This window comes from Streptomyces sp. SYP-A7185, assembly GCF_046103685.1.
Classification (GTDB): Bacteria; Actinomycetota; Actinomycetes; order Streptomycetales; family Streptomycetaceae; genus Streptomyces.
This window is the reverse complement of sequence record NZ_CP122310.1, coordinates 755,143-777,277: the sequence shown is the minus strand read 5'-3', so window position 1 is coordinate 777,277 and position 22,135 is coordinate 755,143. Positions and strand designations below refer to the sequence as shown.

Genomic DNA, 22,135 nt, shown 5'->3' with positions numbered 1-22,135 from the left:
CCCGACTCGGGGAGCGAATCACGCCGGCGCCACCCGGCGCCCTGCGGCGGGCGTCGCGACGGCGGCCGCACCGCCCTGCCTCAGTCCCCGCGCTTACGTCCCTTCGCGGAGGTGTCGCGGCCGCCGCGCGGATGCCACAGCCGCAGCCACACGTCGCGGGCGTGACGCCCTGCCTCCGTGCGGCTGCGCGCCACCATCTCGCGCGCCTCGTCGTGGGTCTCGACCATGGGCCCGGAGCCGCGCAGCGGCCTGCCGGCGGTCTCGTGCAGGAAGAACGTCGAGACCAGACCGATCGCTCCGGCCACCATCAAGTAGAAGGCCGGCACGAGGGTGTTGCCGGTCTTCTCGACGAGGAAGGAGGCGAGCAGGGGAGTGGTGCCTCCGAAGAGCGAGACGGAGATGTTGTACGCGATCGACAGGGCGCCATACCGCAGCCGCGTGGGGAAGAGGGCGGGCAGGGTCGCCGCGGCCGTCCCGGCGAAGCAGACCAGGAGCAGGCCGAGGATGGCGCAGCCGAACGCGGGCAGCAGGATGCCGCCCTCCCGGATCAGCAGGAATGCCGGGATCGCCAGGGCGATCAGCGCGATGCTGCCGCCCATGAACATCGGGCGTCTGCCCCAGCGGTCGGAGCTGCGGCCCACCGTGGTGATGGCCAGGGCGACGAGCAGCATGGTGCCAAGGACCAGAAGCTGGGCCGTCGTGTCGCTCTCGCCCAGGGTGACCGTCATGAAGGTGGGGAGGTACGACGTCACCATGTAGTTCGTGACGTTGTAGAGCAGCACGAGGCCCATGCAGATCAGCACCGCCTGCCAGTGGCGGGTGAAGATCTCCTTGAGCCGTCCCTTGCCGGACTGGCGGGCCTGTTCGACGGGATCTTCCTCGCCGCGCTCGGGGCCGTCCTCGCGCTCGGCCGCCGCGTAGGCCGCCTCCTGCTGGAAGGCGGGCGTTTCTTCCAGCTTCAGGCGCATGTACAGGCCGATGAGCCCGAGCGGCCCCGCGATGAAGAAGGGGATGCGCCAGCCCCAGCTCTCCAGGCCGTCCGACCCGAGCGTGAGCGTCAGGACCGTCACCAGGCCCGAGCCCAGGGAGTAGCCCACGAAGGTCCCGAAGTCGAGCCAGCTGCCCAGGAAGCCGCGCCGCTGGTCGGGGGCGTACTCGGCGATGTAGGTGGTGGCGCCGGCGTACTCGCCGCCCGTGGAGAACCCCTGGACCAGCCGGCACACGAGCAGCAGCAGGGGAGCGGCGAACCCGATGGAGGCGTAGGTGGGCAGCAGACCGACGGCGAAGGTGCTCGCGGCCATCATGATCATGGTCGCGGCGAGCACCTTCTGCCGGCCGATGCGGTCGCCCAGCGGACCGAAGACCAGGCCGCCCAGCGGCCGGACGAGAAAAGCCGCGGCGAACGTGGCAAACGTGGCGACGACCTGCGCCCCGGGCGAGCTGGAGGGAAAGAAGACTTTTCCGATCGTGCCCGCCAAATAGGCGTAGACGCCGAAGTCGAACCACTCCATGGTGTTGCCGAGCGCGGCAGCCGTCACCGCGCGCCGCACCTTGGGACGGTCCGAGACCATCACGTCGTCGGCACTGAGCGCCTTCTTGCGGCGACGCAGCAGCGTGCGTGCCATGCGGTCGGTCGCCGACCGCGATCCGCGCGTCGATTCGGTCTCGGAATTCCGGGGCCGCCGGGGTGTTCGGTGCGGTAGGCCTTTCGCCATGAAGCTTTTCTCCCCTTGCCTGAGAAAAAGCTGTGCCGCCGCAAAATTAAGCCGATCAAGGGCGACCGGCAAATTGTCCGCCCGCCCTGCCAGGCAGCGCCTCGCACGCGCGTCACCGCCTTGACGGGTGATGCGATGGAAGGCGAGACTCGTCACTGGTGGAACCGGTGACGTTGCTTGGCCGGTTCCGGTGATGCCCGATGGCCGTGATGACGCCGAGATCGAGGAGAGAGCGGATGCCCGGAGCGGATGATGTCGACATCGAGGTGATCGTCTTCGACGTGCTCGGCACGATGGTGGACGAGACCGGGGGACTGCGAGCGGCCCTGGCCGAGGCGGTGTCCGCCGGCGAAGCCGCCGTGGAGCCGCTGCTCGCGCTCTGGCGCGAGCACGTCGAGCATGAGCAGCGGCGCATCGCGGCGGGCGACCGCGCGTACGCCGACAGCCAGGTCATCGACCGGGAGGCGGCCGAGCGGGTGGCCGAGCGTGCCGGGCTGAGCGATGCGGCGGCCGTCGGCCGGCTGGCCACGGCGTCGCAGCGCCTGAAGCCGTGGGGTGACTCCGGCGCCGGACTGGCCCTCCTGGCCGGACGGTTCCCCGTACTGGGGCTGTCGCACGCAAGCCGCAACACCCTGCTGCGACTGAACGCGTACGCGGGTTTGCGCTGGCACCAAGCGCTTTCCGGCGAAGAGGTGCGGGCCTACAAGCCCGCGCCGGAGGTCTACCGGCTCGCGATCGACGCGGCGAGATGTCCGGCCGAGCGGGTGCTGATGGTCGCCGCCCATGCGTGGGATCTGCGGGGCGCTCAGGCGGTGGGGATGCGAACGGCCCATGTCCGGCGCCCGGTCGGCGACCTGCCCAGGGGCGAGGACTCCTTCGACTGGCAGGTGGAGAGCCTGAAGGAACTGGCGGACGTGCTGGCGACGGCGTGAAGGCGATGGCTCGGCGGGGGGCTCTGCCCGGCGCCTGCACGGCATCCCCCTGGTGCTGCAAGGAACAGTGCGGACCAGCGCGGGTGGCGAGGTCAGTCCTGGCCGCCCTGGCACAGCACCGGAACCCGCTGCACGGCGTTGTTGCCGAACCCTCCCCGGTTCCACGGCTGTTCCAGGGGCTGCGTACGCCCCTCGGCGTCGGACGCGCGGGCGGTCAGGACGTGCCGGCCCGCGGTCGCGTCCCACGTCGTGTGCCAGGACTGCCAGCCCCAGCGGTGCGGGCCGCGGGCAGTGACTTCGGCGTCGGTCCAGGTGCGGCCGTCGTCGGCGCTGACCTCGACCCGGGTGACCGGACCGTATCCGGACCAGGCGCGCCCGGCGAGGACGACCGGGCCGGGGCGCACGACCCGCGCCCGTGACATGAAGTCCGGGAAGCCCGGCGGTATCAGCAGGGCGCGCGGCGCGATGCGGGTGACGGGCTCGCCGGGGTCATCGGGGGACTGCCGGTAGCGGTATGCGACGGCTTGCTGGAAGCCCGTGAACGGGGCGTCGACCACGTCGATCCGGCGCAGCCATTTGACGCTCGCCATGCCGTACCAGCCGGGGACCACGAGACGCAGCGGGTGGCCGTGCTGGGGCGGCAGCGGGCCGCCGTTCATCGCGTACGCGAGCAGGACCTCCGCCTCCACCGGGAGCGGCAGACTGCGCCGGTAGTCCTGTTCCACGCCTCGCTCGACCCCATGGTCCGCGCCCGTGAACACGGCCTCGACCGCGCCGTCCCCGACCCCCGCCGCCGCGAGCACGTCCCGCAGCGGCACGCCCGTCCAGTCGGCGGTTCCCACCGCCTCCACCAGCCAGGGCTGGCTCACCGGGCGCGGGGTCAGCCGGGCCCGGCCGTTGCCCGCGCACTCCATCGTGACCCGGTGGGTGACGGCGGACATGGCCCGCAGCTCGGCGAGGCTCAGCTCCAGGGGCGTACGGACCCGGCCGCCCACGGAGAGCCGCCAGGTGTCCTCGTCGGTCGCGGGGATGTCGTAGTGGACCAGCACGTAGTGCAGCCCGGCAGGCGTGACGTCGTGCCGCATGGCCTCCAGCGGCAGGCCGTGATTGCGCGCCGCGAGCGCCAGTTCTTCCTCGCTGATGCCCTCACCGTGATCGGCGAGGCGACCCGGTGCGCTGACGTCACCCAGGGATGTCCGCTCCATGCCTCCATGGTGGCCCTCGCGGCGAGGGTCGGCACGGTCGATGACTGGACCGGTGGACGCCTGAGCGGCAGGCAGCGAAAAGCCCCGGACCGATGGGATCTGGTCCGGGGCTTCGCATGGAGCGCTGGGCAGGCCTTGCACCTGCATTTCCCCGCAGGAAGCGGGGCGTCTTTCCTTGGACGACCAACGCCGGGCCCGCTGCCGGATCGTTCCCCGACCGCAAGCTCAAGATCAACCATAGCGTACGGGAATCAGTGCTCGACGCCACGCCCGCAGCCGTGCTCCCCTTGCCGTGCCGAGGGGCGGGACAGCTGCTCGGGTCGGGCGTACGGGCGCTGAGGGATGGTCACATCGAGTGATCCGCCGTGGAGTTCTGGCCGCAAGCCTCAACCTCAGGTTCAGCGTCACTGTTCGGCTGTCGCGGGGTGCTCCTGCCGACGCCGAGGGTCGAAGACCAGGGCGCCGAGGATCATGGTGCCGCGGATCGGCGGCTTCAGCGGACCCCGGAGCCAACTCGGCCCGAGCAAGCCGTGTTCACCGGCTGGCCACCTTCGCACAACCCTTCGTACGCCTCATGAGTCACATCCCCCGCAAGCCCTTCCTCTGCTCCATTTCCCCCTTCGACTGACGGAGTTCCACCTTGCGTGTACGCACCTTGACCGCCACCGCCGCCGTCGTGGCCCTGAGCGCCACCGGTCTGACCCTGCCGCTCGCCGGGAGCGCGGCGGCCGCCACGACCGCGAAGTTCGACTTCAACGGCGACGGTTACACGGACATCGCGGTCGGCATGCCCAACGCCACGGTGAACGGCAAGGCCAAGGCCGGCTACGTCAGCGTGATCTACGGCGGCCCGCAGAGCCCGAGCCAGTCCACCGGTGTCATCAGCCAGGCCGAGGCCGGCATCCCCGGCACGCCCGAGGCGGGCGACCGCTTCGGCTCCTCCGTGGTGCCCGTCGACGTGGACGGTGACGGCACCTTCGAGCTGGTCGTCGGCGCCGCGGGTGAGTCGCTCGCCACCGACGGGATCGGGACCGAGGGCACCATCACGGTCCTGGACAACTCGGAGTGGAACATCAAGGGCACCACGGTGGCCCGAGGCGTCTCTGAGTTCAGCGGCATCGGCGATACCGTCGCCGCGGGCGACTACGACGGTGACGGCGACATCGACCTCGCGTACAACGAGCGCGGCGAGGAGCGCGGCGCTCTCCGCTTCCGCCCCGGGCCGCTCACCGCCGACCCGGTGACCACCACCACCCTGCGCAACTACCCCATGGGCGGGCGCACGCTCGACCTGGCCACCGGCGACTTCGACGCCGACGGCCGGGACGACCTCGCCACCAGCTGGAAGGCCATGGAGGACTCCGGGACCTTCATCACGCGCTGGGACGACCAGGCCAAGCCCGCCCAGTGGTGGGCCGACGCCGACAGCGGCAGCGCGCTCGCCACGGCCGACTTCGACCGGGACGGCACGGACGACCTCGCGGTCGGCAACGTCATGCCCAACGGCGAGTCGGAGACCACGCACTGCGAGGACCGCACCGGTGGCGCGGTGCTCCTGCTCAAGGGTTCCAAGAGCGCGCCCTTCGGCACCGAGAACGAGTGCTTCACGCAGTCCAGCCCCGAGGTCGGCGGCACGGCCGAGGACGGGGACGAGTTCGGCGTCGCGCTGGCCGCCGGTGATCTGAACGGCGACAGCCGTCCGGAGCTGGTGGTGGGTGTGCCCGGCGAGGACGTGGGCACGGTGAAGGACGCGGGCGGCTACGTCACCCTGAACGGCACCGAGCACGGCCTCTACGGCGGCCTGGCCCGCAGCCAGAGCACCGCGAACATGCCCGGCACGGCCGAGGCCGGTGACCGGTTCGGCGCCCAGGTGGCCGTCGGCGACTACAACCGCGACGGACTGCGGGACACCGCGGTGAGCGCGCCCGGGGAGAACGCCGGCGAGCCGCGTTCGGGTGGCGTCTGGTTCGCGCCGAGCAGCACCGAGGAGACGTACCCGGCGGGCAAGTCGCTGACCCCGTTCGGCTTCGCGCTTCCCAACGGAGCCCTCAAGTACGGCGAAGTACTGGACTCCTAGGCATCCGCCTGCCCCCCCGCGGGCACGGCCGAGGCCGCGGACAATGTCGGCATCGAGCTGGCCGCGGGCGACCTCAACGGGGACGGCCGCGACGACCTTCCAGGACTCCGCCGGGGTCCCGGGGCGTCGGAGGTCAGCGACGAGTTCGGCTCGGCGCCGGCCATCGCGGACCACGGTGACGGGGGCGGCGACGTCACCGTCGGCGCCTGCGACGAGAACAGCACGGAGTACGACCAGATCCTGAGCACGGGCGGTGTCCGGACTCTGCCGAACGGCGCCGGGCGGGCTCCAAGGCCCTGACACCGGCTGCTGTCCGGGCTGCGAGGAGTGCTGTACTACGGGCAGATCCTCGGGCGCTGAGACACCGGTGACGGGGACGGCGTGCCGTCGAAGCGGGCGGTCCGCCGCCGCCCCTCACGCATGATCACCCGGGTGTGCCGATCACGGCACGAGGAGATGACCGCGTACGACCCGGCCCGGGCGTTCTGTGATCCTGGCACCCTGCGCAGACGAACCGCCTCACGGGAGATGCCACAGCATGAGCACGCCGCCCACCCCGACCACCGCCGTCACGAGCCCAACTGACGGGGCGCCCCTTCCCATCGGCGCTCTCGTTCCGCTGTCGCGGCCCGGCTGGACCGAGGCGGGCCGGCAGCTGCTCGCCGGACTCGAACTGGGGGTGCGCGAGGTCAACGACGCGGGCGGGATAGCAGGCAGGCCGCTGGAACTGCTGGTGCGCGACACGGCGGCCGATCCGCACAAGGCCGCGGCGGCCGTGGAGGAGCTGGCCGGCCTGGGGGTGGCCGCCGTGGTGGGGGAGTACCACAGCGTCGTCGCCCGGTCCGCCGCCGGCCGGGCCGACGCCCTCAACGTGCCCTACCTGTGCTCGTCCTCCGTTCTCGACGCGCTCACCGACCAGCCGACGGACTGGGTCGCGCGCCTTTCCCCGCCGCAGTCCCGGGGCTGGCGCACCTACGCGGACTTCCTCGTCGGCGCGGGCCACCACCGCATCGCGGTGGCCACCCAGCCGAGCGTCTACTGGGCCTCGGGGACGCGCATTCTGCGGGAGCACCTCGCGCCGCACGGCGGGAGCGTCCGCGAACTCGACATGAGCGCGCTCACTCCCGATGCCGTGTGCGACGCACTCCTCGACACCGGCGCGACAGCTCTTCTGCTGCTGGCCGGCATCCCGGATCCTGTCGTGCCGATCGTCCGGGCCGTCCGGCGCGACAAGCGCCTGGGCGAGATCCTGCTCGGCGCACCGGCCGGACAGCCGGAGTTCGCCGCGTGGGCCGCGCTGCTGGGTGACGACGGCACCGCGATCCCGTTCCTGCGCTATCTGCCCGAGCGCCTCGGCCCTCTGGGCACTCGTGTCGAGGCGGTCCTGCGCGCGCAGTTGGGGGCGGCGCCCTCCTTCGTCGCCTTCGAGGGCTACGACACGGTCGCCGTCCTCGCCCAGGTCCTGCGCGGCCACGGCGTGGACCGGGCGCGCATCGCCGCGGCCTGGCCGCATGTGACGGTCGACGGCACCCGGGGGCAGATCGCGTTCTCCCGTACGCCGGGCGGCACCGTCTGGCAATGGGCGCGCACGCCGATCCAAGTCGTCGACCGCGATCCGGCGCGGCCAGACCACTTCCGGGTCCTTGCCTCCGGCTGAGACCCAGACAGCGGCGGGGCGCTGATCGCGTCGGGCCCGGCCGGTCGAAAACCGGATGCGGCCGGCCGGTGCGGTGAGGTGTGATCAGGGCATGACGATCGTGTTGAGGGAGCCCGGAGTTGACGGGTTGGACCAGGCCGTGGACGTCCTGCGGGAGTGGCAGTCCGAGGGCTTGGCCTTCCAGGTGCATCCGGGCGACCTGGGCTGGCTCTGGCGGTTCGGCGCGCAGGAGACGGCCGCGGGGGTCCGTACGTGGAGCCGGGGCGGGCGGACACTCGCGCTCGGGCTCGTGGACGGCGCCGGAATGCTGCGGCTCACCATCGCGCCGGACGCCCGCCAGGACGAGGAGCTGGCGCGGCAGTTGGTGGCGGACGTGACCCGGCCGGAGCGCGGCGTACTGCCCGAGGGGAAGGCGGCCATCGAGGCGCCGATGGAGGCGCTGTTCCAGGACCTGCTGGCCGAGGCGGGCTGGCACACCGACGAGCCGTGGACGCCGCTGCGCCGCGACCTCACGGAACCGGTGCGGGACCCGGGGGTGCGGATCGAGGTGACCGGGCCCGGGCAGGCGCACGAGCGGACGGCCGTGCACCGGGCCGCGTTCGACTCGCCGTCGTTCACGGACGAGCGCTGGCACGCGATGGCCGGCGGCCTGCCGTACGCCGATGCCCGGTGCCTGGTCGCGTACGACGCTCAGGGCGAGGCGGTCGCGGCGGTGACGGTGTGGTCGGCCGGTGCGGGCAAGCCCGGGCTGCTCGAACCGGTGGGCGTGCACCCGGACCACCGTGGCCGCGGCCACGGCAAGGCCATCACCGTGGCCGCCGCCGCCGCACTGCGGGACATGGGCTCATCCAGCGCGCTGGTGTGCACCCCGAGCGAGAACGTCGCAGCCGTCGCCACCTACGAGTCGGCCGGCTTCCGACGGCTCCCCGAGACCCGGGACCGCTGCCGGGCCGCCTGAGGGGGGCCCGCTCACCGGCGCGGCTCCCAGCGGAACAGGCGCGAGGCCAGCGCCACGGAGACGGCGACCCAGGCCAGGGTGGGCAGCAGCAGAGGCAGGGACGCGGACACCGGGACGCCGCCGTTCCAGGCGTTGAGGACGAGTTCGGTGGCCGAGCCGCCGGGGAGCAGCCGCTTGAGCAGGGTCATCTCCTCGGTGCCGGTGATGGCCACCCAGTTGGCCACGGCGATGGCACCCAGGCTGACGGGCAGCGTGGTCACCTGGGCGTGCTCGGGGGAGTTGGTCACTCCCGCGGTGGCGAGCCCCAGCGCGAGCAGCATGACCACCGTCGAGACGACGGCCGCCGCCAAGAGGGGGGCGTTGTCCGGTCGGCCCGCGACGGCGGCCAGGACGGCCAGGATCGCGGTCACCTGGACCAGCGCCAGGACGGTGACCGGCAGCACCAGGCCGGACAGGATGTCGGCGTCGCTCGCCGGGGTGGAGCGCAGCCGCTTGAGGAAGAGGGTCTGACGGCGAGAGGCCAGCGTGGTCACCGTGGTGGCGTACAGGCCGAAGGCGGCCACGGTGAACACCACGACCACCGCGATGTAGCCGAGGCTGCGCAGGTCGGCGAAGGTCTCGTGCTTGAAGACGAAGAACACGCAGACCGCCACGGGAATGATGAAGCTGTTGAGCAGAACCAACCGGTTCCGGAAGATCTGGGTGAGCTCGCTCAGGGCGATGGAGAGCATGGTGGGGGTCCTCTTTCGGTCCGGGGGAGCGCCGGGCAGCCCCGCGGGTGGCGGGTGCGGCTTACGCGCGGCTGCCGATGGCGCGGAAGACGTCGTCGAGCCGGGTCGGCCCGGCCTGGAGTTCGCGCAGCTCCAGCGCGTTCGCGTGCGCCCAGTCGAGCAGCACGTGCAGGTCCTTTTGCAGGCCGAAGGTCTCGACGAGGACCTTCCCGTCGCCCGTGCGCGTGGCGGGCAACGGGAGGGCCGGTGCGGTGGCGGGAAGGAAGAAGCTGATGGCGGCCGGCAGGGTCCGCGTCAGCTCGGCGACGGTCCCTTCCTGGTGGAAGGCGCCCTGGTGCATGAGGCCGATGCGATCGGCGCGCTGCTGGGCCTCTTCGAGGTAGTGCGTGGTGAGCACGATGGTGGAGCCGTCCTCGCGCAGCTTGTCCACGGCGTCCCACAGCGCGTCCCGAGACTGGATGTCCAGACCGGTGGTCGGCTCGTCCAGGAAGATCAGCTCGGGGCTTCCGTACACGGCGGTGGCGAAGTCAAGGCGCCGCTTCTCTCCGCCGGAGAGCTGGGAGACCTTGGTGCCGGTCTTGTGGGTGAGGCCGACGACCCCGAGCACGCGCTCGACGCGGTCCGTGCGCCGGGAGAGGCCGCCGATCAACCGCACCGACTCCCGCACCGTCAGATCCGGGGAGAAGCCGCTCTCCTGCAGCATGATGCCCATCCTGGGCCGTACCGTCCGCCGGTCGCGCGGGCTCTTGCCGAAGACCCGTACAGTGCCGGAGGCAGCCGTACGGTGGCCTTCGATCGTCTCCAGGGTCGAGGTCTTCCCGGCCCCGTTCGTGCCGAGCAGCGCGTACAGCTCCCCCTTGTTCACCTGGAAGGACAGGTCCCGCACGGCGTGGAAGTCGCCGTAGGTGAGATTCAGCCGGTCAACGTCGATGACGGGTGTCGAGGTCATGCCCCGATTCCAGCCCGGGAAGCGGCCGCCCGGCAGGGGCGTGGCGTCACCGCCGGGTCATGACATTCCTCGGGGCACACCCATGACGTGGTGTCACTGGTGCCGCCCACGGGGCCGGGCGAAACTGCGGGCAGTACCCGCTACCCGGCCCCACGGCTGCCCCTGTCCCCCCTGCGCTCGCCCCCGGAGACCCGCCCATGCACACCAGGCACCCGCGCCCCGCGGCGACCTATCCTGACCGGATGCGGCAGTGGTGCGGGGACAACCGGTGAGGACCGCCCCGGAAGCGGCGGGCACGGCGCCCGAGCACGCCCAGACCACGCAGGGACGCCTGCGGAACGTCAACCTGATCATGTTCATCCCGTCGCTCGCCCTGGTCGGGGCGCTGCTGGTGGCCGTCGACGCCCGGAGCTGGACCGAGGCGGCCGTCCTGAGCCTGGGCGTGCTGGCGGGCCTGCTGGTCGTCGAGCGGTGGACCGCGGGCGACACCTCGCGCGTCGTGATCCCCTGCCTGCTCGTCACCGCCGCCGTGTGGGTGCTCGGGGTGCTCGTGACCGACAGCCGGACGGCGTGCTACGGCATCACGATCGTGGGCCCCTACTTCCTCTCCCGGCGTTCGAGCCACCGGCTCGCGGCGACGCTGGGGCTGAGCGCGTTCATCGCCGGGGTCGGCGCGGCGAAGCTGCTGGAGACACCGGACGACGTCACCCGCGTGCTGCTCCTGTACGTCCTGCTGCCCACCGGCGTCACACTGGCGGCCACCGGCCTCATGTTCGTCAACCAGCGCTTCTACCGCGTCATCGAGCAGGCACGGGAGCGTGACGCGGAGCTGGCCGTCATCCGGGAGCGCATCCGGTTCGCCGGCGACCTGCACGACATCCAGGGCCACACCCTGCACGTCGTGAAACTGAAGGTGACCCTGGCCGAGAAGCTGCTGCACAGCGACATCGCGCGCGTACAAGAAGAGTTGCGGGAGGTGCACGCCCTGCTCAGCGACACCATCACCCAGACCAAGGAACTCGCCTACGCGCAGCGGCGGCTCAACTTGTCCGTGGAGCTGGAGAACGCCAAGAACCTCTTCGAAGCCGCCGGCATCGCCGTCCGCGTCCAGCGCGAGGCCGACGTGGACCAGCGCGTCGACGGGCTGCTGGGCCAGGTCCTGCGCGAGACGACGACCAACATCCTGCGCCACGCGGACGCCACCCGGGTGCGGATCACCCTGTCGGCATCGGGCCTCTCCATCGTCAACGACGGCGCACCCCAGGGCCCCGCCCCGCAGCTCCGCGGACTGGCCGCCCTCAAGGAACGGGTGGGCGAGCACGGAGGCGAACTGACGGTGGAGCAGAAGGAGGGGCGCTTCGTCACGGCCGCGCTGTTCCCCCGGCCCGGCACGGCGACACCGGCCCGCGCGGCCCGGAAGGACAACCGATGATCAGTGTGGTGCTCGCCGACGACGAGGCCCTGTTGCGCAAGGCGCTCGCGGCATTGCTGCCCCTCGAAGGGGAGATCACCGTGCTCGCCGAGGCGCAGGACGGCGCGACGGCGATCGAGGCCACCGTGCGCCACCGCCCCGACGTCCTCGTCATCGACCTGGAGATGCCCGGTACGGACGGCCTCGCCGCCGTCGCGGAGATCCGCCGCGAGCGGCCGGACCAGGTGATCCTCATGCTGACCCGCCACGCCAGGCCCGGTGTGCTGCGCCAAGCCCTGAAACTCGGCGTCCAGGGCTTTGTCAGCAAGGCGGCGGAACCCGCGCACATCACGTCGGTCATCACCACGCTGCACGCGGGCCGCCGGTGGATCGACCCGGACGTCTCCGCACGCGCCGTCGTCGACGACTGCCCCCTCACCGACCGGGAGATCGACGTCCTGCGCGTGACCGGCGAGGGGTACTCCGTCGCCGACATCGCGCTCCGCCTCCACCTGGCGCAAGGCACCGTCCGCAACTACCTCTCGAACGCCATGCAGAAGACCCAGACCCGAACCCGGCACGAAGCGGCACGCTACGCGCGGGAACACGACTGGCTGTAGGGCATTTCGCCCACCTCCAGCCGTGGCCAGGAGGCGAGGTCCTTCAGCAGCTGCCGGTCGTGGGTCGCCACGACGACGGCGGCGCCCGTGCCGCGCAGCGCGTCGGTCATTTCGTCCACCAGCGGTGCCGACAGATGGTTGGTGGGCTCGTCGAGCAGGATCAGGCCCGGCCGCCCGGCCAGCGCGAGCGCCAGATCGAGCCGCCGCCGCTGGCCCTGCGACATCCGCCCGACCGGCGTGCCCAGCGCGTCCGCGTCCAGCAGCCCGAGCGCACCCAGCGGTACGGCGTCGGCGTCCCGGATCACCCCACCGGCCACCAGGCGCCCCACGTGCGCGGCGTGCGCCTCGCGGGCGGTGAGACCGGGGTCCTGCCGGGCGGTCTCCTGGGTGACCCGCACGACCCGGGCGCCCCGCGCGGTCCACACGTGCCCGCGCGTGGGTTCCAGGGCACCGGAGAGCACCGCGAGCAGCGTGGACTTCCCGGCGCCGTTGGGCCCGGTGACCAGGAGGCGGTCACCGCCGTCCAGCGTGAGGCCGACCGGACCCGCCAGCCGCCCCTCGACGGCCACGCCGTGCGCCCGCACCTGCGGAGTGCCCGCCCGGACAGCCAGCTCCGGCCACCGCAGCACCGGCGGTGGCGGCGGCACGTCGATCCGGTGCGCCTCCAGGGCCTCTTGCTGCCGCTTCAGGGCCTGTACGACGCCGGGGGCGCGGGACTGGCGCTGATGCTTTCCGGTGTCCTTGTCCGGCCGCCAGCCGGTGGAGAGCCGGTCGCGGGCCGTCGCCACCGCGTCGTGCAGCCGCCGGCGTTCGGCCCGCTGCTCCTCGTGGTCCTGCTCCCAGCGCTCCCGCTCACGGCGCCGGGCGGTCTGCCAGGCGTCGTACCCGCCCGCGTACAGGCGCGGTCTGCCGTCGCGGGACGGATCGAGGTCCAAGAACCGGTTCGCGACGTCGCGCAACAGGGCCCGGTCATGGCTGACCAGGGCCAGACCGCCGTCGTGCTCACGCAGCCTGCGGGTCAGGAAGTCGAGGCCGTCGGCGTCGAGGTGATTGGTCGGTTCGTCCAGGAGCAGCACGTCGTGCCGCGCGCCGAGCAGGCACGCGAGACGGACCCGGTAACGCTGCCCGACCGACAGCGTCGACAAGGGCCGAGCACGGTCGGTGCACGCGCCGAGTGCCTCCAGGGCGACGCCGACGCGGCGCTCGGCGTCCCACGCATCGAGCCGGGTGGCGGCGTCGAGCGCGGCGGCATAGCGGTCGTCGGCGCCGCCGTCGCCTTCGGCCAGGGCGAGGGTCGCTTCGTCCAGCGCGGTGAGCGAGGCGGTCAGCGCCCGTGACGTGAGGGTGCCGACCGTCTCCCCGTCGGACACCGACAGCTCCTGGCGGGCCAGGCCGATCGTCCCCGTGCGGTGCACGGTGCCCGCATCGGGTGTGATCAGTCCGGCGAGGACGTGCAGCAGCGTCGTCTTGCCCCGGCCGTTCTCGCCCACGACGGCGATGCGTGAGCGGGCGGAGAGCGTGACCGAGACGTCGTCCAGGACACGCCGGGACCCGCGGGTGACGGTGAGAGCCTGGGCGCGGACGTGCGCGCTGCCGCCCGCCTCGACGGGCAGGGACAGGGTTTCGGGAAGGTGCGTGGGGTTCAAGGAATGCTCCGCAGCTCGCAGTGGAGCCGGGCACCGGAGAGCGGCCGCCCGGCGGGAACCGGGACGGCGGCGGATTCAACAGGGAGAAGGCGCCGCCGTCAGCGGGCGGAGCGAACCTTCTGCGACCAGATACCGAGTGCCATAACGATCAGGCTAACAGGACCGCCACCGCGGTCGTCCACTCCTTTTATGGGCGAAGCTGAGCGCGGCGCGAGACTCGGGTGCGGGGCGTGCGGAGCGCCGGGGGAGGGGAATGGACGACGTGACCGCGCGCATGGTCAAGGTCAACGTGACGCGTTGATCGTCAGTCTGAGACGCTGACCCGGCGCCGCTTCAGGGCACCCCGGGCAGCAGCACCGAGGAATCAGGCTCCCGCTGGGTGGCGAAGCCGCCGACGACGGCGAACCGGTCCAGATCGACGACGGCGATCCGATGGGTGTCCAACAGGGAGACGTACGCGAGGGGCTTGCCCGGATGCAGGGACACCGCGGCCGGGATGCCGTCGAGCCGCAGGGAGCGGATCGGCCGCAAGTCGGTGCTCCAGGCGGTGAGGGTGCGGGCGACGATGTCCGTCACCAACAGCCGCTCCTCGTCGAGGGGGTAGACGCGCAACGGATCGCCCTCCGTCTTCCTGGTCCGCCGCACCTTCATGGTGCGGGCGTCGACGGCGACCAGCGAGGAGCTCTTGCGGGCCCCCACGAACAGTGTCTTCTCGTCGCGGCTCAGACAGCTGCTCTCGGGCAGTTGACCGGGCGTGACAAGGACCGGCGGGACGGAGGCGTCATGCGGGCGGACGAGACTGACCGTGTGCGACAACAAGCCGGTGACATAGGCGCGTTCGCCGTCCCGGCTGAGCGTGAACAGGTGGGTCTTCACCCCGTGGGTGGGGACGGCCCTGGTCGGCGCGAGGTCGGTGGCCGGATCGTCGAAACCCAGCAGCACGGCCTTCTCCTCGCTCAGGGCGTACAGCCGGTCGTGGCGGTCGATGCCCATGCCGTGGATGCGGTGGAAGGGGCGGGTGTCGATCGTCCGGGACAGGGCCTGCTCGGCCAGGTCGATGACGAAGACGGCGGCGCCGCCCTCGCCGACGCCGGATGCCATGCGCACCCCGTAGTGCCCGACGTAGGCGAACCGTCCGCGCGAGTCGACGACCATCTCGTGCGGGTAGTCGGGCAACTGGACGGTCTGCCGCCGCCGACCCGACCCGGCGTCGTAGAAGCTGACCGCGTGGCTGCCCTTCTCCACCACCACCAGGACGTCGGCCGGTGCCGCGCGGGGCGCACCCGATGCGGACGTGGACACTCCGCTCGCCAGCGTTCCGGCCGTCCCCGCGGTCATCGCCTTGATCACTGTCCGACGTGTCGCCACAGTCCCGCACTCCACTCTCTCGCCGCTCTGCCGCTCTCGTTGCTCTCAGGTGTCTCGTTGTTCTCGTCCGTCTCGCCGATCCGGCCCGGCCGTCATCGTCTGCGGCAAGAGCGTGGTGACGTAGAGGAAATGCGCAGGGTCGACTTGTTTTCGACTCCGCCGGAGGAGGACGGTGGAGACAGGGCGTACCGTCCGCGATGAGCTCCCCTCCACGGCCGGTGCAGCCCGACCATGGGCGCCGACGCGGCGGGAATGCGTCGGCGTTCATGGGCGGGGAGGGCTGAGGATCCGCTTGCGCTGCCGCCCCGCCCCGCCTTCCGTCGCTAGGGTCGGTCCCATGCGCGATGTGCGGGTGGTGTTGATCGGCGGAACGTCGCACGTGGGCAAGTCGACCGTCGGTCGCTTGGTGGCGGACAGAACGGGGTTCGCCTACCGGTCGACGGACCAGCTGGCCCGGCACCCCGGACGCCCTTGGAGCACGCCGGAACGGGACCTGCCCGCGCACGTCGCCGAGCACTACGGCTCCCTCACGGTGGACGAACTGATCACGTCTGTTCTGGACCACTACGAGCGGCTGTGGCCCCGCATCGAGGAACTGATCACGGACTACGCGGCCGGGCGAGACGGCGATGCGGGCCTGGTCCTTGAAGGGTCGGCGCTCTGGCCCGTCCGCGTCGCCGGGCTGGCGGCCCCGCGCACGGCCGCCGTGTGGCTCACGGCGGAGGACACCGTCCTCCGTGCCCGCATGGACGCATCGAGCCACCCCGAAGAAGCGACCACCGAAGAACGCCACCTGGTCGAGAAGTTCCTCGCCCGCACGGTGCGCTACCAAGCACTCATGCAGGCCGTCCTCGACGGGCGGGGCCTGGAGCACATCGACGCGCCGGCCGCTCCCCCGACGAACTGGCCGACACGGTGCTCACGGCCGTCGGTTCGCAACGAACGATCGGCCACAGCCCCGCCCGCGCCCGCGCCCACGACGCCGCCGCGGCGCTCGCCGGGGAGGACGGCACCCGCCAGGTTCTCGACGCCACCGAACGGCGCGGGCGGTGAGGAGGCGCGGCGGGTGGAATCTCCACCCGGTATACGGAATCGGCTACTCCTTCCCGGCAGGGGCACATGAGGCCCATGACACTGGCGCGATCCCTTCCCGATGACCCGGCCGAGTGGTGGATCCTTCTCGGCGCATTGACCGTCTATCTGCTGGCGCGGTGGTTCTTCGCCTGGCGGCAGGCTCGACTGGAGGGCCGAAGACGCCCCGCGCGGGCCGCCCTCGACGAGCTGGGGGAGGACGACGACTCCAACGAGGTGACCCCGAGAGTCGCGACCGGGGGCTTCGACACCTGGCGGCAGTTCATCGGGTTCGTGGCCGGCGGGGTGGTGATCGCCCTGATCGCCGGCCTGACCGACGGCCCGCTGCGCGTGGTCCTGCTCTGCGTCGTCGCCCCGGTCCTGGTGGTGGCCCTCGCCTACCTGGACTTCCGAGAGGCCCGCAAGGCGCGCGCGAAGAAGACCGGGCGGACGGCCCAGGTCGGCTGACGGCGACGGTCCGCGACCAGGGCGGCCGCTCCGCCCCTCCGGCAGGCCGCGGGCTAAGCTGACCGCATGATCTTCCCGTTCCTCTTCGGCATCACCATCCTCGCCACCGTCGGTGCGGTGGGCATCTGGGTGTGCCTGGAATTCTGCAAGGCGTGCCGCGAGCGCAGGCAGACACCCGCCGGGACCGCGCCCGACGGGCGATGAGTCCGCTGGGCCGGAACGCGAAGCCAGTACGACGAAATCAGGTCGCGCCCGGTCCGTAGCGCGCGCCCGCGTCCCCGGACCCCGTCCACCGGCTGTGGGCCGGTTTTGATCTACAGCGGTCGGCCGATGCCTGGGATGATCTCCGGCATGGTCGACTCTGCCCTGTGGATCTCCTCGTTGACCGCCGGCACCGCGGTCATGGCCAGTTGGGTCACCAGCAGAGGGACCGCGGGCCGCGCAGATCCAGGCGGCCACGGCCGAGCGGATGCAGCGCTCGGTGCACGTGAGCGAGGCGCGGCGGGCCGCCTACGTCAGCCTCATCGAGCAGGCGCACAAGATGGCCGAGCTGTACTGGGCGGTGTCCGACATCCACGCCTCGGGCGGCTCCCGTGCCGAGCAGGTGCCTGCGCTCAAGGAGATCCGGATCGGCCTGCGTGAGGCCTACAGCAGGCTGCGCCATTGCATATGGGTCATCAGCCTCGAGGGGCCGGACGACGTCGCCGAGGCCGCGGAGACACTGCGGCTCGCGACCCGGCCGCCCTACCGCGCACTCGAAGAGGCGATCACGGACGACCCCCACGCACTCACGGACTTCGACCGGTACTACGACCCCTTCTGGCAGTCCCTGCTGGCGTTCGTCGCCACCGCCCGCGTCGCCGTACACAATCTCTGACGGGTGGAACTCGACCCCGCCGGCGGGTACTTCCTGTCGTGTTTCGTGCTGGAGGGGTGGTGGCCCTGGCTGATTATCTGCTTCCCGGGGGCTCTTTGGCGGCCGGTGTCAGTTGGTTGCGTCAGTTTGGTGCAACCGACACTCCGCTAACGGGCGAATTGGGGCTACTCCGGGGCATCGGCGGATGTACTTGCCTTTCTGGCAACTCACGTTTCGTCTTGGAGTGACATGCGTACCCGTAATCTCCCCCTCGCCCTGAGCCTCGCCGCCGCCGCGCTGGCCGGCAGTGCCGGCAGTGCCGCCGCCATCGGCGACGACACCGGCACCACCTCGCTCAGCGGCAACGGCGCCGAGCAGGCGTTCGGCAACAGCGTCGCCGACGGGGACATGAGCCCCCAGGGGAGCCTGGTGCAGGGCTCGTTGAACAAGCTCTGTGCGGGAGTGCCCGTCAAGGCGAACGTGGGCTCGCTGGTCGGCGTCCTCGTGCCCGTCGCGGTCCAGGACATCCCGGTCCTCTCGGCCCCGCAGAACCAGCAGTGCGCCGAGAACTCCACGCAGGCCAAGGGTGACGAGCCGCTGTCGCACATCCTCAGCGACATCCCCGCCCTCTCGGGCAACGGCGCGAACAACCACTGAGCCACGCCCTTCCCTTCTCCGCCCTCTGCGGGCCGGCCTGGCCCGGCCCGCAGACCGGCCGACACACGGCCGTAGTACCCCTGTCGTAATCCGCCTGCATGGTTGATCGTTGGGCCGTCGGAACCAGCCGAACGCCGAACAGGGGGACGATCGATGACCATCAGCCGCAGGGGACTTCTCGGAGCGGGCGCGGCGGTCGGACTGCTGAGCGCTTGTGGCTCCAACACCGGCCGCGAAGAAGGCGGTTCGGGCGGCGGACCCAAGTTGTCGCAGTGGTATCACCAGTACGGCGAGCAGGGCACCGAGCAGGCCGTCAAGAAGTACGCCGCCGCCTACAAGAAGGCGGACGTCACCGTCCAGTGGCGGCCCGGCAACTACGACGAGCAGACCGCCGCCGCGCTCCTCACCGACTCGGGGCCCGACGTCTTCGAGGTCAACGGACCCAGCCTCGACCAGATCCAGGGCAGACAGGTCGCCGACCTCACCGAGCTGTTCGACGGCGTCAAGGACGACTTCAATCCGGCCGTCCTCGCCCCGAAGACCCATGACGGCAGGATCTGGGGCATCCCGCAGGTCGTCGACATGCAGATGCTCTACTACCGCAAGAGCCTGCTCGCCGAAGCGGGAGTCCGCCCGCCCAAGACGCTCGACGAGCTCGTGGACGCCGCGAAGAAGCTCACGTCGAAGAAGACCAAGGGCCTGTTCCTGGGCAACGACGGTGGCGCCGGGGTCCTGGGCGGCACGCCCCTGTACGCGGCAGGCCTCGAACTGGTCACCGCCGACGGCGAGGTCGGCTTCGACGACCCGGCCGCCGCCCGCGCCCTCGGCAAGATCCACCAGCTGTACGCCGACAAGTCGCTGCTCCTGGGCGCGCCCGCCGACTGGTCCGACCCCTCGGCGTTCGTCCAGGGGCTGACCGCCATGCAGTGGTCGGGCCTGTGGGCACTGCCCGCCGTGCAGAAGGAACTCGGCGACGACTTCGGTGTCCTGCCGTTCCCGAAGGACGGGGCCGCGGGCGCACCCGCGGTACCGGTCGGCGCGTACGCCGCCGCGGTCAGCACCCGCAGCAAGCACCAGAAAGCCGGCAAGGACTTCCTCAAGTGGCTGTGGATCGACAGCACCGACCGCCAGGAGGACTTCGCCCTCTCGTACGGATTCCACATCCCGGCCCGCATCTCCCTGGCGAAGAAGGCCGCCAAGCTCAGGAAGGGGCCGGCGGCCGACGCCGTCCGCTACACCACGGACCACGGCCACGCCGAACCCCTCCTGTGGACCCCGGCCAGCAGAAGCGCCTACCAGGACGCCTTGAGCCGCATCATCAAGGACGGCGCGAACCCGGACGACGAGCTGAAGAAGGTCGTGCGCAAGGTGTCCGCCGAGCTCGGCCGGGTGAAGAAGAAGTCGTGACCACCACAGCCCCTCGCGAACGACAGGGAACGGGGAGAGGCACGGTGTGGGGGCACCAGAACCGCACCCTGTGGTTCTGGGTGTTCGTCGGGCCCTTCCTGCTCGGCCTGGGCGTCTTCACGTACATCCCGCTCGGCTGGAGCGTCTACCTCAGCTTCTTCGACGCGCACAACACCGTCACCCCGGACGACTTCGTCGGCCTCGGCAACTACACGGACATGCTGCGCAACGAGGCGTTCACCGACAGTCTGTGGACCTTCCTCGTCTTCTCGCTGTTCATCGTGCCCGCCACCTACGCGCTCTCGCTCGCGCTGGCCCTGATGGTCCACCGGCAGCGTCGCGCCCAGGCGTTCTTCCGCTCGGTCTTCTTCCTGCCCGCGGCCTGCTCCTACGTCGTGGCCGCGCTCATCTGGAAGATGTCGATCTTCAACGGGGTGCGGTTCGGGCTCGCCAACACGGTGCTCGGCTGGTTCGGCGGCGACCAGATCGCCTGGCTCTCGACCACCGATCCGCCCTGGTACTGGGCCGTCATCGTCACCGTGCGGCTCTGGCTCCAGGCGGGCTTCTACATGGTGCTCTTCCTCGCCGGACTCCAGCGCATCAGCCCCACCCTCTACGAGGCGGCGGCCGTGGACGGGGCGCGGCCCGGCTGGCAGGTCTTCCGGCACATCACCTTCCCGCAGTTGCGCGCCACGTCCGTGGCGGTCGTGCTGCTGCTGGTGATCAACGCCTTCCAGGCGTTCGACGAGTTCTACAACCTGCTCTCGGACTCCCGCGGTTACCCGCCCTACGCCAGACCCCCGCTCGTCTACCTCTACTACACGGCCCTGGGGCAGGGGCAGAACCTCGGCCTCGGCAGCGCGGGCGCCGTCCTGCTCGCCCTGATCATCGCGGTGGTGACGGTGGGGCAGGCGAAGTGGTTCGGGCTCGGCAGGAAGGACGCGGAATGAGCGACCACTGGGGGACCGACGCGCGGGTCAGGGCGGGCCGCGCGCTGCGGCTCTCGCTTCTGATCGCCCTCGCGCTCCTGTTCCTGATCCCCTTCTACCTCCTGGTGCGCAACGGGCTCTCGTCCGAACGCGACATCACCTCGCCCGAGTGGACCTTCTTCCCCTCCTCGCTGCGCTGGGGCAACGTCAAGGAACTCTTCGACGACACGACGGTGCCGTTCGCGCGGTCCTTGCTCAACTCCTCGCTCATCGCGGTCGCGACGACGCTGGGCACGCTGCTGCTGGCCTCCCTGGCCGGCTACGGCCTGGCCCGCATCCCCTACCGCCACGCGAACAAGGTGTTCTACGCGATCCTGGGCACCCTGATGGTCCCGGCGTCCGTCACCTTCGTGCCGACATTCGTCCTGGTGTCGTCGCTCGGCTGGGTCTCGACGCTGCGCGGCCTGATCGTCCCGACCCTCTTCTCGGCCTTCGCGTGCTTCGTCTTCCGGCAGTACTTCCTCGGTTTCCCGCGGGAGCTGGAGGACGCGGCGCGCGTCGACGGGCTCGGCTACTGGCGCACGTACTGGCGGGTGGTCGTGCCCAACTCCCGGCCGGTCTTCGCGGCCGTGGGCACGATCGTCTTCATCGGCGCGTGGAACTCGTTCCTGTGGCCGCTGGTCATCGGCCAGGACCGGAACGCGTGGACGGTGCAGGTGGCGCTGTCGTCGTTCACCACGTCGCAGGTGATCCGGTTGCACGAACTGTTCATCGCGGCCGCCGTGTCGATCGTGCCGCTGCTCGTGGTGTTCCTGTTCTTCCAGCGGTGGATCGTGGCGGGGGTGGAGCGGTCGGGCATCGACGACTGAGGGGGGATTACGCCGTTGCCGCGGTGGCCGTCTTCTTCCGCGCGCGGTAGGCGGCGGCCTTGAGCTTGTTGCCGCAGGACTCCATGCCGCACCACTGGCGCCGCAGGCCGCGGGAGCGGTCGATGTAGACGCGCGTGCACTCCGGGTTGCCGCACTCCTTCAGCAGGGGCACGTCCGGGCCGCTGAGCAGTTCGACGGCCTGCCGGGCGACGGTCGCCAGGGCCTGCGCGGGAGTCGCCTCGTTGTGCCGGCCGGTCACGGAGAGCTGCGGCGTGACCGGGGTCTCGCGGGCCGCGCCGTTGAGCACGGCCAGCGCTTCCCGGTCGAAATCCTCGCCGAGGCGGCGATGGGTGAGCAGGCGGTAGACGGCCTCGCGGACGGTGATCGCCGCCCGCACGTCGTCCTCGTCGGCAGGCGTGATCGCGTCCACGAGGCCGGACTCCAGGTACCAGGCGTTCAGCCGCTCCGGCGTCGCGAACATCTCGAACCGGCCGGAGCGCCGCGCGCGCAGCGTGGCCGCGAAGTCGAGGGCCGGGTGGCCGCAGACGAAGACATGGTCGAGATTCACGTCACCATCCTGGCAGGTGACCGTCGCGGAACGCAATCAAC

Annotated in this window: 21 protein-coding genes; 14 read left to right on the top strand and 7 right to left on the bottom strand. The window is 71.3% G+C overall.

All coding sequences use genetic code 11. The features are described 5' to 3' along the window. Positions 1–80: 80 nt before the first annotated feature. Positions 81–1,625 (bottom strand): glycine betaine/L-proline transporter ProP, encoded by a 1,545-nt coding sequence (proP, locus tag QBL25_RS03295; RefSeq protein ID WP_409055434.1) that lies wholly within the window; start codon positions 1,623–1,625, stop codon positions 81–83. 326 nt (positions 1,626–1,951) lie between these two features. Between proP and QBL25_RS03290 the strand changes: the two genes are divergently transcribed. After that, positions 1,952–2,647, top strand: a complete 696-nt coding sequence (locus tag QBL25_RS03290) for a haloacid dehalogenase type II (protein WP_409055433.1) — start codon at positions 1,952–1,954, stop codon at positions 2,645–2,647. Between the two features lie 92 nt (positions 2,648–2,739). Here QBL25_RS03290 and QBL25_RS03285 read toward each other — a convergent pair whose 3' ends face one another. Then, a complete protein-coding gene (locus tag QBL25_RS03285) occupies positions 2,740–3,852 on the bottom strand; it encodes a sulfite oxidase (RefSeq protein ID WP_409055432.1) in 1,113 nt (370 codons plus the stop codon). A 640-nt stretch (positions 3,853–4,492) separates the two neighbouring features. Here QBL25_RS03285 and QBL25_RS03280 point away from each other — a divergent pair. The 3 genes from QBL25_RS03280 (at position 4,493) to QBL25_RS03270 (ending at position 8,544) form a co-directional block, all read left to right on the top strand. Continuing rightward, positions 4,493–5,929, top strand: a complete 1,437-nt coding sequence (locus QBL25_RS03280) for a VCBS repeat-containing protein (RefSeq protein WP_409055431.1) — start codon at positions 4,493–4,495, stop codon at positions 5,927–5,929. A gap of 538 nt (positions 5,930–6,467) precedes the next feature. Beyond that, entirely contained in the window at positions 6,468–7,586 is a 1,119-nt protein-coding gene (locus QBL25_RS03275) for an ABC transporter substrate-binding protein (RefSeq protein WP_409055430.1), read from the top strand. A gap of 91 nt (positions 7,587–7,677) precedes the next feature. Next, positions 7,678–8,544, top strand: coding sequence for a GNAT family N-acetyltransferase (locus tag QBL25_RS03270; RefSeq protein ID WP_409055429.1), 867 nt, complete (start codon positions 7,678–7,680; stop codon positions 8,542–8,544). Between the two features lie 11 nt (positions 8,545–8,555). Here QBL25_RS03270 and QBL25_RS03265 read toward each other — a convergent pair whose 3' ends face one another. Both QBL25_RS03265 and QBL25_RS03260 read right to left on the bottom strand, forming a co-directional pair. Next, positions 8,556–9,275 carry an ABC transporter permease gene (locus QBL25_RS03265; RefSeq protein ID WP_409055428.1) on the bottom strand — a complete coding sequence of 240 codons (720 nt, stop codon included), beginning with the start codon at positions 9,273–9,275 and terminating at the stop codon, positions 8,556–8,558. Between the two features lie 61 nt (positions 9,276–9,336). Continuing rightward, a complete protein-coding gene (locus QBL25_RS03260; RefSeq protein WP_409055427.1) occupies positions 9,337–10,224 on the bottom strand; it encodes an ABC transporter ATP-binding protein in 888 nt (295 codons plus the stop codon). A 268-nt stretch (positions 10,225–10,492) separates the two neighbouring features. On the opposite strand from QBL25_RS03260, the gene QBL25_RS03255 reads away from it, so the two are divergent. Together QBL25_RS03255 and QBL25_RS03250 are read left to right on the top strand one after the other, a co-directional pair. After that, positions 10,493–11,656 (top strand): sensor histidine kinase, encoded by a 1,164-nt coding sequence (locus QBL25_RS03255; RefSeq protein WP_409055426.1) that lies wholly within the window; start codon positions 10,493–10,495, stop codon positions 11,654–11,656. Further along, entirely contained in the window at positions 11,653–12,255 is a 603-nt protein-coding gene (locus tag QBL25_RS03250) for a response regulator (RefSeq protein ID WP_409055425.1), read from the top strand. Before QBL25_RS03255 ends, QBL25_RS03250 begins: the two co-directional genes overlap by 4 nt. Here the strand turns inward: QBL25_RS03250 and QBL25_RS03245 are convergent. Both QBL25_RS03245 and QBL25_RS03240 read right to left on the bottom strand, forming a co-directional pair. Beyond that, a complete protein-coding gene (locus tag QBL25_RS03245; protein WP_409055424.1) occupies positions 12,228–13,901 on the bottom strand; it encodes an ABC-F family ATP-binding cassette domain-containing protein in 1,674 nt (557 codons plus the stop codon). The genes QBL25_RS03250 and QBL25_RS03245 overlap by 28 nt on opposite strands. A gap of 333 nt (positions 13,902–14,234) precedes the next feature. Continuing rightward, the gene (locus QBL25_RS03240; protein WP_409055423.1) at positions 14,235–15,269 is read right to left on the bottom strand and encodes a YncE family protein; all 1,035 of its coding nucleotides are present in this window, start codon (positions 15,267–15,269) and stop codon (positions 14,235–14,237) included. A gap of 337 nt (positions 15,270–15,606) precedes the next feature. Here QBL25_RS03240 and QBL25_RS03235 point away from each other — a divergent pair, with 337 nt between their 5' ends. From QBL25_RS03235 to QBL25_RS03200, 8 genes are all read left to right on the top strand, one after another. Next, positions 15,607–16,392 carry a hypothetical protein gene (locus tag QBL25_RS03235; RefSeq protein ID WP_409055422.1) on the top strand — a complete coding sequence of 262 codons (786 nt, stop codon included), beginning with the start codon at positions 15,607–15,609 and terminating at the stop codon, positions 16,390–16,392. A 5-nt stretch (positions 16,393–16,397) separates the two neighbouring features. Then, positions 16,398–16,808: a hypothetical protein gene (locus QBL25_RS03230; protein ID WP_409055421.1), complete on the top strand. Its 411-nt coding sequence runs from the start codon at positions 16,398–16,400 to the stop codon at positions 16,806–16,808. A gap of 66 nt (positions 16,809–16,874) precedes the next feature. Beyond that, positions 16,875–17,012: a hypothetical protein gene (locus tag QBL25_RS03225; protein WP_409055420.1), complete on the top strand. Its 138-nt coding sequence runs from the start codon at positions 16,875–16,877 to the stop codon at positions 17,010–17,012. A gap of 265 nt (positions 17,013–17,277) precedes the next feature. After that, positions 17,278–17,685 carry a hypothetical protein gene (locus QBL25_RS03220; protein ID WP_409055419.1) on the top strand — a complete coding sequence of 136 codons (408 nt, stop codon included), beginning with the start codon at positions 17,278–17,280 and terminating at the stop codon, positions 17,683–17,685. 228 nt (positions 17,686–17,913) lie between these two features. Further along, positions 17,914–18,321 (top strand): rodlin, encoded by a 408-nt coding sequence (locus tag QBL25_RS03215; RefSeq protein ID WP_409055418.1) that lies wholly within the window; start codon positions 17,914–17,916, stop codon positions 18,319–18,321. A gap of 153 nt (positions 18,322–18,474) precedes the next feature. Then, entirely contained in the window at positions 18,475–19,728 is a 1,254-nt protein-coding gene (locus tag QBL25_RS03210; RefSeq protein WP_409055417.1) for an ABC transporter substrate-binding protein, read from the top strand. A gap of 44 nt (positions 19,729–19,772) precedes the next feature. Next, the gene (locus tag QBL25_RS03205; protein ID WP_409062534.1) at positions 19,773–20,678 is read left to right on the top strand and encodes a carbohydrate ABC transporter permease; all 906 of its coding nucleotides are present in this window, start codon (positions 19,773–19,775) and stop codon (positions 20,676–20,678) included. Further along, positions 20,675–21,526, top strand: coding sequence for a carbohydrate ABC transporter permease (locus QBL25_RS03200; protein WP_409055416.1), 852 nt, complete (start codon positions 20,675–20,677; stop codon positions 21,524–21,526). Before QBL25_RS03205 ends, QBL25_RS03200 begins: the two co-directional genes overlap by 4 nt. A gap of 7 nt (positions 21,527–21,533) precedes the next feature. Here QBL25_RS03200 and QBL25_RS03195 read toward each other — a convergent pair whose 3' ends face one another. Continuing rightward, on the bottom strand, positions 21,534–22,094 hold the full coding sequence (locus QBL25_RS03195; protein ID WP_409055415.1) for a CGNR zinc finger domain-containing protein: 561 nt from the start codon (positions 22,092–22,094) through the stop codon (positions 21,534–21,536). Between the last annotated feature and the right edge of the window lie 41 nt (positions 22,095–22,135).